At 69.0% G+C, this 11,896-nt stretch carries 12 protein-coding genes; 4 read left to right on the forward strand and 8 right to left on the reverse strand.

The window, feature by feature from the left end; translation table 11 throughout:
• The first annotated feature begins 70 nt into the window (after window positions 1-70).
• Genes C7H75_RS11275 through C7H75_RS11285 form a run of 3 tightly spaced genes read left to right on the forward strand, consistent with a single transcriptional unit; the run spans window position 71 to window position 3,729 of the window.
• Complete coding sequence (locus C7H75_RS11275) at window positions 71-2,341, forward strand: molybdopterin guanine dinucleotide-containing S/N-oxide reductase (protein WP_084923986.1); 2,271 nt, start codon at window positions 71-73, stop codon at window positions 2,339-2,341.
• Between the two features lie 36 nt (window positions 2,342-2,377).
• Window positions 2,378-2,728 carry a GntR family transcriptional regulator gene (locus C7H75_RS11280; protein ID WP_005513574.1) on the forward strand — a complete coding sequence of 117 codons (351 nt, stop codon included), beginning with the start codon at window positions 2,378-2,380 and terminating at the stop codon, window positions 2,726-2,728.
• Window positions 2,725-3,729: a DUF1648 domain-containing protein gene (locus tag C7H75_RS11285; protein WP_064059790.1), complete on the forward strand. Its 1,005-nt coding sequence runs from the start codon at window positions 2,725-2,727 to the stop codon at window positions 3,727-3,729. The genes C7H75_RS11280 and C7H75_RS11285 overlap by 4 nt, the downstream gene beginning before the upstream one ends.
• On the opposite strand, the gene C7H75_RS11290 is transcribed toward C7H75_RS11285, so the two are convergent.
• The 6 genes from C7H75_RS11290 to C7H75_RS11315 form a co-directional block, all read right to left on the reverse strand.
• Window positions 3,675-4,367: a hypothetical protein gene (locus tag C7H75_RS11290; RefSeq protein ID WP_005513570.1), complete on the reverse strand. Its 693-nt coding sequence runs from the start codon at window positions 4,365-4,367 to the stop codon at window positions 3,675-3,677. The genes C7H75_RS11285 and C7H75_RS11290 overlap by 55 nt on opposite strands.
• Window positions 4,364-4,726: a PadR family transcriptional regulator gene (locus C7H75_RS11295; RefSeq protein WP_022595593.1), complete on the reverse strand. Its 363-nt coding sequence runs from the start codon at window positions 4,724-4,726 to the stop codon at window positions 4,364-4,366. Before C7H75_RS11295 ends, C7H75_RS11290 begins: the two co-directional genes overlap by 4 nt.
• A gap of 135 nt (window positions 4,727-4,861) precedes the next feature.
• Window positions 4,862-5,302: a peptide-methionine (R)-S-oxide reductase MsrB gene (gene msrB / locus C7H75_RS11300; protein ID WP_005513566.1), complete on the reverse strand. Its 441-nt coding sequence runs from the start codon at window positions 5,300-5,302 to the stop codon at window positions 4,862-4,864.
• 31 nt (window positions 5,303-5,333) lie between these two features.
• On the reverse strand, window positions 5,334-6,587 hold the full coding sequence (locus tag C7H75_RS11305) for a glycosyltransferase family 87 protein (RefSeq protein ID WP_005513564.1): 1,254 nt from the start codon (window positions 6,585-6,587) through the stop codon (window positions 5,334-5,336).
• A gap of 52 nt (window positions 6,588-6,639) precedes the next feature.
• Window positions 6,640-8,181, reverse strand: a complete 1,542-nt coding sequence (locus C7H75_RS11310) for an alpha/beta hydrolase (protein ID WP_106851360.1) — start codon at window positions 8,179-8,181, stop codon at window positions 6,640-6,642.
• 29 nt (window positions 8,182-8,210) lie between these two features.
• The gene (locus tag C7H75_RS11315; RefSeq protein WP_022595596.1) at window positions 8,211-8,999 is read right to left on the reverse strand and encodes a pyrimidine reductase family protein; all 789 of its coding nucleotides are present in this window, start codon (window positions 8,997-8,999) and stop codon (window positions 8,211-8,213) included.
• A 22-nt stretch (window positions 9,000-9,021) separates the two neighbouring features.
• Here C7H75_RS11315 and zapE point away from each other — a divergent pair, with 22 nt between their 5' ends.
• Window positions 9,022-10,035 (forward strand): cell division protein ZapE, encoded by a 1,014-nt coding sequence (gene zapE, locus C7H75_RS11320; RefSeq protein ID WP_013415843.1) that lies wholly within the window; start codon window positions 9,022-9,024, stop codon window positions 10,033-10,035.
• A gap of 28 nt (window positions 10,036-10,063) precedes the next feature.
• Here zapE and C7H75_RS11325 read toward each other — a convergent pair whose 3' ends face one another.
• Window positions 10,064-10,594, reverse strand: a complete 531-nt coding sequence (locus C7H75_RS11325) for a GNAT family N-acetyltransferase (RefSeq protein ID WP_013415844.1) — start codon at window positions 10,592-10,594, stop codon at window positions 10,064-10,066.
• A 63-nt stretch (window positions 10,595-10,657) separates the two neighbouring features.
• Window positions 10,658-11,860 (reverse strand): MFS transporter, encoded by a 1,203-nt coding sequence (locus C7H75_RS11330; protein WP_106851361.1) that lies wholly within the window; start codon window positions 11,858-11,860, stop codon window positions 10,658-10,660.
• Between the last annotated feature and the right edge of the window lie 36 nt (window positions 11,861-11,896).

Below are 11,896 nucleotides of genomic sequence, written 5' to 3' on the forward strand. Positions count from 1 at the left end.
GCGTCTTCCTCGTGCCCTGGTTGCCGCTGACATACTGAGGCCCGTGAGTTCGGCGGCGCGGTACCAGCACATGGCGCACTGGGGCATGTTCGATGTCGAGTCCGTGGACGGCGACGTGAGCGCCGTGCACCCGTATGCGGGCGACGCCGATCCGTCCCCGATCCTGGGTAACCTGCCGGGGTCGGTGCGGCACCGCGCCCGCATCACCGGGCCGGCGGTTCGGCGGGGCTGGCTCGAGTCGGGTCCCGGCCCGTCCGAGGTTCGCGGCGCCGACGAGTTCGTGGCCGTGTCGTGGGACGAGCTGACGGAACTGCTGGCGCGCGAATTGCGTCGCATCGTCGACCGGCACGGCAACCGGGCGATCTTCGGCGGTTCCTACGGCTGGGCCAGCGCCGGCCGTTTCCACCACGCGCAGAGCCAGGTGCACCGGTTCCTCAACATGCTCGGCGGCTACACCCGCTCGGTACACACCTATTCCCTCGGTGCGACCGGCGTCATCATGCCGCGCGTGGTGGGCACGCACTGGAAGCTGTTCGCCCGCTCCACCAATTGGGACGTCATCGCCGCCAACACCGATCTGATGGTGTGCTTCGGTGGCGTGCCGCTCAAGAACACGGCCGTCAATGGCGGTGGCACCAGCGAACATCCGACCCGCGGTGCCCTCGACCGGTTGCGGGATCGCGGCGCCGAGGTGGTGTCGATCAGCCCGCTGCGGGACGACCTGCACGGCCGGTGCGACTGGATCGCACCGGTGCCCGGAACCGATGTCCCGATCATGCTGGGCCTCGCCCATGTGCTCGCGTCGGAAGGCTTGCACGACAAGGATTTCCTCGCGCGGTACTGCGTCGGCTACGACCGGTTCGAGAGCTACCTGCTCGGTGTCGACGACGGCGTCCCGAAGACGCCGGAGTGGGCGTCGGCGCTGTCCGGGGTGCCCGCCGAGCAGATCAGGACGCTGGCACGCCGGATGGCCGCGGGCCGGACGATGTTGACGGTCACGTGGTCGCTGCAGCGGGTGCGGTACGGCGAGCAGGCGCCGTGGATGGGAGTGACACTCGCCGCGATGCTCGGCCAGATCGGGCTTCCTGGAGGCGGATTCGGACACGGCTACGGGTCGATGAACGAGCCCGGACTCGCCCCGGTGCCGTATCCGCTGCCGACGCTCTTCCAGGGCAGCAATCCGGTGCAGGACTTCATTCCGGTGGCTGCGATCGCGGATCTGCTCCTGCACCCGGGCGAGGAGTTCGACTTCGACGGGCGACGCCTCACCTTCCCGGACACCCGCCTCGTGTACTGGGCCGGCGGCAATCCGTTCCACCATCACCAGGACCTCGCTCGGTTGCGCCGTGCGCTGGCGCGACCGGACACGATCGTCGTACACGAGCCGTACTGGACGCCGATGGCCCGGCACGCCGACATCGTGGTCCCGTCGACCACGTCGCTCGAACGCAACGATCTCGCCTGCACCCGCAACGATCCGCTGCTGGTCGCGATGCACGCGGCGGTTCCCCGGTACGCCGATGCCCGCGACGACTACGACACGTTCGCGGCGCTCGCGCATCGACTGGGCTTCGGTGAGCGGTTCACCGAGGGCCGCACCGCGCAGCAGTGGATCGAGCATCTGTACGAGCAGTGGCGTGGCTTCGTGCTCACGGACCCGGCGCACGTGGAGGCGCCTGCGTTCGACGAGTTCTGGCGTCGTGGGTTCGTGCGGATGCGCACCGAGGACGGGCTTTCGCTGTTCTCCGATTTCCGCGACGACCCGGAGCGCAACCCGCTCACCACCCCGAGCGGGCGGATCGAGATCTTCTCCGCCGACATCGACGGTTTCGGCTACGACGACTGCGCCGGCCACCCGCGCTGGTTCGAGCCCGACGAGTGGTTGGGCGGGCCACGCGCGCAGCGGTTCCCGTTGCACCTCATCGCGAACCAGCCGCGGACCCGCCTGCACGGGCAGCTCGACCACGGCGGCACCAGCCAGGCGTCGAAGATTCGGGGCCGCGAACCGATTCGGCTGCACCCGGCGGACGCCGCGGACCGTGGGCTCGCGGCGGGGGAGGTGGTCCGCGTGTTCAACGACCGCGGAGCCTGTCTCGCCGGTGTCGTGCTCGACGACGGGGTCCGGCGCGGAGTGGTGCAGTTGTCCACCGGCGCCTGGTACGACCCGCTGGATCCGTCCGATCCGAACTCGATGTGCGTGCACGGCAACCCCAACGTCCTCACCGCCGACGTGGGCAGCTCGCGCCTGGCCCACGGGTGTACCGGGCAGCACGTGCTCGTCGAGGTGGAGCGTTTCGACGGCGCGCTTCCGCCGATCAAGGCATTCGAACCACCACTCTGACTTGTTCTATTTGAACTAGAACAATATGGTGAGTGTGTGCTCATCCGTATCGATCAGTCGTCCGCCGTACCGCTGTACGAGCAGTTCGCCGCGTGTGTGCGCGGCGCGATCGCCGACGGTTCCGTCGCGGCGGGGGAGCGGCTGCCCGCAGCCCGCGATCTCGCGGCGTCGCTGGACGTGAACGTCCACACCGTGCTCCGCGGATATCAACAGTTGCGCGACGAGGGACTGATCGAACTGCGGCGCGGACGCGGCGCCGTGGTGGCCGCGGAAGCGCCGGCCCGGAGTCGGCTGCTGGACGCGGTGCGCGGGCTGGTCACGGAGGCGAAGCGTCACGGAATGAGTGCAGCCGACCTGCTGGATCTGGTGAAGAAGGAGATGGCATGACCGACTCGATTCAGGCGCAGAAGGTTTCGTGGGTTCGCGGTCTTTCGGGTGCATTGCTCGCGCCTGTCGTGGCGACCGCGACGGCCGTGGGCGTGCTGGCCGGCTGGTCGGACGATCTGCCCGACCCGGTCGCGGTCCACTTCGGGCCCGGTGGAGACGCCGACGGCTTCGCGTCCCGGGCGGCGGCGCTGTGGTCGCCGCTGCTCGGGCTCGCCTTCGCGGTGATCCTCGGCGGCATCCTCCTCCTGCTCACCCGGCGGGACGTCCGGGCTGCTCGCATGGGTGCCGCGACCGCCTCGGGAGTGGGCGCCGCCGTCGCGATTCTCCCGGCCGGACTCCTCGCCGGGCAGCGGGGATTGGACGACGCGACTGCCGCGTCCTTCGGCGGAGGGTGGCTCGCGGTCGCCGCCCTGGTGGGCGTCGTCGCGGCCTTCGTCGGGACGGTACTGGTCGGTCGGCCCCCATCGGCGTCGGCTGCGGCGGTGCCGCCCGCGGATGCGTCCCGCCTCGATCTGGCGGACACCGAGAAGGTGGTGTGGACGGGCACGGCGACGATGCCGCGCTGGCTGGCCGTCGTGCTCGCCTTGGTGCCGCTCGTCATCGTCGTGTCCGTCATCTGGGTGACATCCGAGGGCGCGGTGCCGATGCTGCTGATCGCGGCGGTCGTCGGTGCGCTCCTGATGGGCCTGACCCTCGCACCGGTGCATGTCGTGGTCGACGACCGCGGGCTCGAGACGCGCTATGTCCTCACCGGAGGCCGCCGCCGGATTCCGCTCGACGAGATCGCTCGCGCCGACACCGTGCACATCGGGTTGATCAACCGGTATGGCGGCATCGGCTACCGGGTCGGCCCCGACGGCGTCGGGCTCCTCGTGCGCCCCGGCGAGGCGCTGCGCGTCACCCGCGGCGACGGCTCCAAGTTCACCGTCACCGTCGACGGTGCGGATCAGGCTGCCGCGGTGCTGAACTCGCTCGCCGCTCGGGGGCGTGTGGCCAGGTAGCGGGCCACGGCAGCGGTCGCGGCGAGTACCACGCAGACGGCCGCGATGACTGCGACGAAGGTCTCCGGTTCGGTAGTGAAACCGAGAATGCGCGCGACCCCGACGCCCACTGCGGTCGCCACCGCGGCGCCGGCGGGCAGGGTGGCAGCAAGCCACCGGGCGGTGCTTCCCGAGCGGGGGTCTCCGGCTTGGCGCAGAGCCGCGAACGTGCCCGTGACTGCGAGCAGGTACGCGAGCAGTCCAGTCATCGCGTACAGCCCGAAAATGAGTTCCATGGGCTCGATCGTGACGGTATCCGGCGAGAAGCCGATGACGAGGATCGGCAGCAGTAGCGCGAAGCCGCCGGCGACGCCCAGGAGGCCGACCGGGACGACGATGCCCAGTCGCAGGGCACGGCCGGAGAGTCCCCGCTCGTCAGCCCACGCCCGCAACGTGTCTTCGGAATCGTCACCCACTATTGCGCTGGGGGTCAGACCGTCCGCGCCGGCCGCGGCGAGTTCGTCCGACAGCTCCGCGAGCAGTGCACGGCGGTCCGAGGGGCGCACCGCAGCGCGGCGCCAGATGCGTTCAGCTTCGCGAAGCGTCGACCGAGCAGTGTCCTGTGGTACTTCCGTGTGCTCCAAGCTGTTCTCGCTCATGCTGTTTCCTCCCCTGATGTGGTTTCCGCGGTCGGCGTCAACAGCGCGGTGACGCTTCTGGCCACCGACGACCATTCGGAAGTGCCTTCCTCGAGGGCGCTCTGTCCGAGCGCCGTCAGCGAGTAGTACTTCCGCGGTGGCCCCGATTCCGATCTGCGGCTCTCGGATTCGACAAGCCCGGCCTTCTCGAGGCGCGCGAGGAGTGGGTACGAGGAACCTCCCGCGACCAGCAAATCTCGCTCGGCCAGTCGTTCGGTGAGTTCGTATCCGTAGACGGGCTGTTCCCGGAGCAGCGAGAGCAGGCAGAGGTCGAGCACTCCCCGCAGGATCAGGCTGCGGCGTTCGACCGACGGACTCATGTAGAGCAAGCTAGCACTATCTTGGTGAGCAAGTTACTGAATCGCGACCGTGTTGTGAGGATGGTGATTCCGCGCGCAGAACGACGCCCCGCGCGCGCAGTAACGCGCGCGGGGCGTCAATGTTCGCGCGGGAGACTAACCGTTCGGCTCGGTCGGCTGCAGCGTGAGCGAGATGCTGTTGATGCAGTACCGCTGGTCGGTGGGGGTGGGGTAACCCTCGCCCTCGAAGACGTGACCGAGGTGGCTGTGGCAGTTGCTGCACAGCACCTCGACGCGGTGCATGCCGAGTGAGTCGTCGGCACGCAGGATCACTGCGTCCGAGTCGGCCGGGTCGAAGAACGAAGGCCAGCCGCAGTGCGAGTCGAACTTCTCGGTGCTGCGGAACAGCTCTGCTCCGCACGCGCGACAGTTGTAGACGCCCTCGGTCTTGGTGTCGGTGTACTCGCCGACGTGCGGCGGTTCGGTGCCCGCCTGACGAAGCACGCGGTACTCCTCGGGCGTGAGTTGCGCACGCCACTCTCCGTCGTTGCGACGGAACTTCGGTTCGGGCAGGCCGGAATCCTGTGTGGAACTCATGCCACCACGCTAATACGTCCGGCCCGGCGACTCAGACCTTCGCGGGCACCGTCGAGTCGGCGCGGCCGTCGGTTTCGACCAGGAAGTCGGGGTCGATTCCCTTGTCGAGGCGACCCTCGCGCTTCGCGGTGAGGTAGCGATTGACCAGGACGCAGAAGATCACGATGAGCAGCAGGCTCCAGCCGTACGTGGGCTTGAGGTACTCGACGGCCCGGCCTTCCTCGACGAACCGACTCGAGAACCAGGTGTCGGCGCTGAGGAACCCGTAGGCGGCCAGCCACGCCGGCCAGTTCCGCATCACGCTGTTGCGAAGCACCACGGTCATCAGCAGCGGGAACAGCAGCATCGAGTAGTACATCTGCCCCAGCGACAGCAGCAGGAACGAGCCCACCATCAACAGGCCGGCCGTCGTGGTGACGAAGAACAGCTCGTCGTGGCGGTAGTAGCGGTAGAGCAGCCACAGCGACACCGCGCCCATCGCCGCGAACGCGATCCGCAGCGCCCAGATCATGGCGACAGGGAGGCCGAAGTAAGTGCCGTTGCCGACGATCGCGCTGTTGAAGTAGTCGCGCGACTCCATCAGGTACGGGAACGTGTGGTCGATGAAGGCCATCGGGTCCGCGGCCAGTGGCCAGGCCACCGCCATGAGGACCAGGGGGATACCGACTGCGGTGACGAACACCTTCCATTGGCCTCGCACCAGCGGCAGTAGCAGCAGAGGCGCGAGGATCGGCTTGATCGCGAAGGTCAGACCGATCGCTGTCCCGGCCCACAGGTCACGGCGGCGCAGCAGCAGCGCCAGGAAGGCCACCTCGGCGAGCAGGATCAGGCCGTTGATGTTCGAGAAGATCAGGGTGTTCGACACGGTCTCCGTGGAGAAGGCCGCGAAGATGAGGATCGGCGCCGCGATCGAGTTCCATGCGAGGTCGAACATCTTCAACAGCACGAACAGCGCGATGATCACGGCGATCGCGTTGGCCAGGATGAACAGCCAGCGGGACTTTTCGGGATCGAGAATCGCGATGGGCGCCAGCAGCATGGTGCCGCTCGGTGGGTACAGATAGTGCGGATCCACCGAGTTGAAGTTGGCGGTGTAGACGTCCTGACGATTGAGGAACGCCAACGCTGCGTTGTAGACCGGCGCGTAGTCGTCGGTGATCGAACCATTGACAGCCTTCACGACTATCCGGTGGATCACGGTCATGACGGCCAGCGGCCACATGACGAAATTGATGACCTCGGCGGTGGTGCGGCCCGTACGCGGCTCGAATCGTCGAAGGAACACTACGGCACGGTACACCGCCGCCGTGATTGTCGGGGTCGGCCACCCCGCACGCTCACGCCGGGCACACACCCGCGTTCGGGGGAAGGACGCCCGATTCGAGGTAGCGCGAGAGGAATTGGCGTGCGCACTCGGAGTGCGTCGTCACCGGGTGGCCGTAGCCCTCCCACGTGAGTCCGGACCACTTCGCGCCCGCGCTCGTGAGCGAGCCGGTCACGGTCGGAAGACCGGCATCACCGACAACCGGGTCCGCGGCGCCGGACAGCACCAGCACCGGGACCGGGATGCTGCTCGGGAGTGCCGGTGGCGGCATCGTCGGCCACGCCGAACAGCGCAACAGTCCGAGGGCCGCGTCGGATCCGAAGGTGGGGTAGCGAGCTCCCCACTCGGTCTGCAGTTCGCGGGCACGGCCGGGCCCGGGCCACTGCTGGCCGTCGCTGCACCTGGCGACGAATTGGCCGTCGGTGTCGATCGCGGCCTCCGTCGACGCCACCAGGCCCGACAACGGAGCCACGTCGCCGCGTCCCGCGGCGCTGAGGACGTCGGCCAGCTCTCGCACCCGGTCCGGTTGATCGCTGCGCGGCGAGCCGAGGAACGCCGCGACGGTCGCGAGCAACGCGCTCGCCGACACCGTCCCCAGATCACCGGCGGCAGCCTGGTCCCGCAGCCCGATCACGGCCGCGGTCGGGTCGGGGCCGAGCGAGCAGTTCAGGAGGGCGCAGCGGCGTGCGAACGCCGCGAGCGCGGCTTCCTGCCCCTGTACGCGCTGCTCCGCGACCGTGGGCGCATCCGCCGTCGTTGCGGGTGGGGAGTCGAGCGCGAGACGCCCGGTCCGCTCGGGGTAGCGCGCGGCGTACGCCAACGCGATCGACGCCCCGTTCCCGGTGCCGATCAGCCCCAGCCGGTCCACCTGCCAGGTACGGCGGAGCTGCTCGAGGTCCTCGGCGGCATGCACGGTGTCGAACGCGAGTTCCGCGGGCTGCAACGTGTCGGTGCAGGCCGTGGTGGCCTGACGACTCGCCTCCGCGATTCGGTCCGCGTCCGCGGGGACGCCGGCAGACTGCCCGAGGTCGGCGAGCGCCCGGCGATCGAAGGTGCGCCCACAGTCGATCGGAGTCGAGGACCCGGTGCCGCGCCGGTCCACCGCGACGATCGGATGGCGCTCGAGCAGCGTGGATGCGGGACCGGCCGCGAGTGCGGCGAGCGTCGTCGCCGACGCGACGTCGGAGCCCGAGGTCAGAACGAGCGGTGCGGCGTCGGCGGGCGTCGCGGCGAGGCGGGCACGTAGTGCACCGACCTCGATCGAGCCGGACGCCGGGCCGTTGGCGTCGACAGGTGCGGTGTAGCTGCCGCATTCGAGCACCAGCCCGGCCGGGGCAGCCCCGAGCCCGAGGCGTGTGAGAGTGGCCTCGGTGCAGTCGGACCACGCCAGATCGCGGGTCGGTGCCGCGAGAGGCGGCGCGTCCGTCGTCGAAGCGGTTGTCGGAGCCGACCCGCTGTCGCGTTCGACAACGGCGACGTCCGGGCGGATGGACGGTCCAGCCCCGCACGCGGTGCACACGGCCAGGACGATCGCGACGATCCCGATTCTCCGCATGCCGGACAGCCTGCCAGGTCGGCGATCTCTCACGCCCGCACCCATCGGGTCAGCAGCGTGCCGTCGTCGTCGGCCAGCACGTGCGCGCGCGACATCGCGGTGGGCGACGCGATGGACGAGTGCGCGATCCGGCCGGCGGCCCCGCTGACCAGGACCGGCGACGTCGTCAGGCACAGCTCGTCGACGACGCCGTCCGCGATCAGGGTTCCGAACAGGCCGGGCCCGCCCTCGCACAGGACCCGGCGCAGCCCGCGAAGGCCCAGTGCGGCCACGACATCCGTTCCGCCGATCTCCCGTTCCGCGACGATCTCGACGTCGGCCCCGGCGTCCCGCAGGCGCTGCACGCGTGAGGCGTCCGCGGCCGCGGAGGTCAGGACCAGCGGCGGGACGGTGGTGTCGGTGAACAGCCTCGACGCCGGATCCAGCCGGGCACTGGCGGTGACCACCGCGATAGGGGGGACCGCGGCCAGACCCGATCGCTCCCGGCGCGCGGCCGAGTCGGCATCGGTGCGGGCGCCGCCGTAGTTCTCGCTGCGCACCGTCCCGGCGCCGACCACGACGACGTCCGCGAGCTCGCGCAGCACCGCGAAGACGCGCTTGTCGGCGGGGGTTCCGAGTCCGGCGCTGACGCCGTCGACAGTCACGGCACCGTCGATGCTCGACACGAAATTGGTGCGGATCCACGGTCTGTCGAGTCGGTCCGGGTATCCGTACAGTGAACGGAGGTGGTCGTCGCTCAGCTGCGCCGGCTGCCCGGCGTTGCCTTCGTCCCGTGTGAGGTAGGTCGCAAAATCCAGACGGTGCACGTGTTCGATCACAGCACGTCGATACGCTCAGTGCATGCATGCACGTCTTGTCGATCGCAATCCGGTGGTGCCGGCCGATCAATTGGTTGCTCAAATGGTGCCGCCGGCGATGTTCGACGACGTCAGTTTCGCGTCCTACATCCCGGATCCGAAGGAGCCGAGCCAGGCCGCCGCGGTCCGCAAGGCCGAGGAATTCGCCGGCAAGGTCGCCAAGATCCGCGGCGGCGGACGCCGTGGGCTGTTCGGTAAGAAGGCGCCGTCCACCGGTGCCGGTCTGTACCTCGACGGCGGGTTCGGCGTCGGCAAGACCCACCTGCTCGCGTCGATCTTCCACAGCTCGCCGTCGCCCAAGGCGTTCGGAACGTTCGTCGAGCTGACGCACGTCGTCGGCGCGCTCGGGTTCAACCGCGCGGTCGAGGAACTGTCCTCGCACAGCGTGCTGTGCATCGACGAGTTCGAGCTCGACGATCCGGGCGACACGATGCTGGTCTCGCGGCTGCTCACCGAGCTGTCCGCGCGCGGCGTCTCCATCGTCGCGACGTCGAACACCCTTCCGGGGCAGCTCGGTGAGGGCCGCTTCGCCGCGCAGGACTTCCTGCGTGAGATCAAGAAGCTCGGCTCGATCTTCGAGACGATCCGCGTCGACGGCCCGGACTACCGGCACCGCGACCTGCCGCCGGCCCCCGAGCCGACCGACGATGCCGACCTGCTCGAGCGCGCGGACGCGATCGAGGGCGCCACGCTCGACGACTTCGACGAGCTGTGCGCGCACCTCAGTACGCTGCACCCGTCGCGTTACGGCAAGCTCGTCGAGGGCGTGCCCGCGGTGTTCATCAAGGGAGTGCACCCGGCCGCCGACCAGTCCGTCGCGCTGCGCCTGGTGGTCCTCGCGGACCGTCTGTACGACGCGAGCATCCCGGTGACGGTGTCCGGCGCCAAGCTCGACGAGATCTTCACGCCCGAGATGGTCGCCGGCGGCTACCGCAAGAAGTACCTGCGCGCGACCTCGCGTCTGCTCGCGCTCTCGCGTTTCGAGGTCGCCGCCTAGAACGAACCTTCGTGATGCAGTGCGCCGTTCAGAGGCTGCGCTGCATCACGAAGTCGTGGTGGGTCTGGGCGCCCACCCGAAACGTCTTGGTTCCGACCTTCTCGAAGCCGTTCTTGACGTAGAACCGCTGCGCCCGCTCGTTCTCCTGGTTGACGCCGAGCCACACGCCGGCGCAGTTCGCGTTGCGGGCATGATCGACCGCGGCGTCCATCAGTGCCGCCGACACACCCGATCCGTGCCGGTCCGGCAGCACGTACAGCTTGCTGATCTCCGTCGTCGGGAGCAGCGACAGCGCCGCCCGGATGTCGTCGTCCTCGGGTGTTCCGTCGACCAGCATCACGTAGCCGACGATTTCCCCGCCCGTGGTCGCCTTGAGCACCGTGCGCGTCGGATCGGTCAGGTACTCGCTGAACTTCTCGGCGGAGAGCACCTCGTCGATGAAAGCGGCAATGTCTTCCTTGGTGGCATGCGGGGGGCACGCGAGCGGGAAGGTCACCGCGGCGACGTCGGCGAGTGCCTCGGCGTCCCACAGTCCGGCACGGTCCACGGAAATCGTCACAGCCTCACCTCGCGTACGTCGGGTCCGTCCCGGTAAGTACACCACTTTCCGGGACGGCCCCGGTCACGCGCCGGTGGGAGCGGACTCGCTCTCGGCGTCCCCGGATCGTGCCCGGGTGGGCGCGAAAGCGGGCGCGAGCAGGAACAACACCACCGCGAACAGCAGAGGAGCGACGAATCCGATCCGGAGGTCGGACAGCGCCGCGATGCCGCCGATCACACCACCGGCGATCACCGTGCCCGCGTAGTTGAACAGGTTGATCCGTGCGATCACGGCGTCGGTCTGATCCGGTGGCGCCAGTCGCCCCGCAGCACTGAAGCTGAGCGGAGCGATCACGGGGGCGCCGAGGCCGACGATGAAGAATCCGGCGATGGCGACCGCGGGGGAGGGTGCCAGGACCGCGATGAGCAGACCCGCCACACTGATCGCGGCACCGACCCGGACGACCGCGATCTCACCGAACCGGCGCACCCAGTGGTCGCCGGTGAGACGCGAGATCAGCGCGGTCACCTGGTAGGCGCCCATCGCGAGGGCCGCAGTCCCGGCGTCGGAGAGCAGGACCTCCTTGAGGTACAGCGGCGAGTAGGTGCCGATGCCGAAGTCGATGGCATAGAAGAGCATCATGGCGACGCCGAGCGCGAGGAACGGGCGCAGCGGCACCGTCAGTGGAGCGGTCACCGACGTTGCAGCGCGCTCGTGCCCGGTGCGCAGCAGGCGCGGCCCGATCCCCGCGCAGAGCGCCGCCACCGCGGCCGCCGCGACCAGAACCGACAGCTCGACCGACAGGTCGAGCGCCGAGCACGCTGCGACATAGCCGGCGCCGATGATCGCACCGACACTCCACGAGGCATGGAACGACGAGAGGATCACCCGGCCGTAGGCGTGCTGGATCGACACCGCCTGCATGTTTGCGGCCGCGTCGACGATGCCCAGCCCGATCCCGTACAACGCGAACGCGGCGAGGAATGCCGGCGTCGACGTCGCGAGCGCGATGACAGCCGCGCCGACCGCGATGACGAACAACCCGGTGCGCAGCGTGGTCCGGCTCGACGTGGCCTTCGCGAGTTGTTCGGCGAAAACACTGCCCACACCGGCGACGATCGAAATTCCGACGACGGTGGCAGCGACGAGGGAGTCGCTGAATCCGAGATCGTCCTTGAACTGTGGAAGCTGGGTGAGGAGCACCGCCAGCAGGAACCCCTGTAAGCCGAACGCGACAGCCGTCGAGACGCGCGCACCACTAAGGGTTTTCGTGTTTCGAATCACTGAACGAGTGTCCAACAATCAGCTCCGTTTCGTGGC

Origin of the sequence: Rhodococcus (subgen. Prescottella) equi, assembly GCF_003013675.1 — a bacterium.
Taxonomy (GTDB): domain Bacteria; phylum Actinomycetota; class Actinomycetes; order Mycobacteriales; family Mycobacteriaceae; genus Prescottella; species Prescottella equi.

Excerpts from the sequence above, each read along its gene's own strand:
- C7H75_RS11310 (WP_106851360.1), bottom strand. The coding sequence starts at position 8,181 with ATGCGGAGAATCGGGATCGTCGCGATCGTCCTGGCCGTGTGCACCGCG.
- msrB (WP_005513566.1), bottom strand. The coding sequence starts at position 5,302 with ATGAGTTCCACACAGGATTCCGGCCTGCCCGAACCGAAGTTCCGTCGC.
- C7H75_RS11275 (WP_084923986.1), top strand. The coding sequence starts at position 71 with ATGGCGCACTGGGGCATGTTCGATGTCGAGTCCGTGGACGGCGACGTG.
- C7H75_RS11285 (WP_064059790.1), top strand. The coding sequence starts at position 2,725 with ATGACCGACTCGATTCAGGCGCAGAAGGTTTCGTGGGTTCGCGGTCTT.
- zapE (WP_013415843.1), top strand. The coding sequence starts at position 9,022 with ATGCATGCACGTCTTGTCGATCGCAATCCGGTGGTGCCGGCCGATCAA.
- C7H75_RS11290 (WP_005513570.1), bottom strand. The coding sequence starts at position 4,367 with ATGAGCGAGAACAGCTTGGAGCACACGGAAGTACCACAGGACACTGCT.
- C7H75_RS11295 (WP_022595593.1), bottom strand. The coding sequence starts at position 4,726 with ATGAGTCCGTCGGTCGAACGCCGCAGCCTGATCCTGCGGGGAGTGCTC.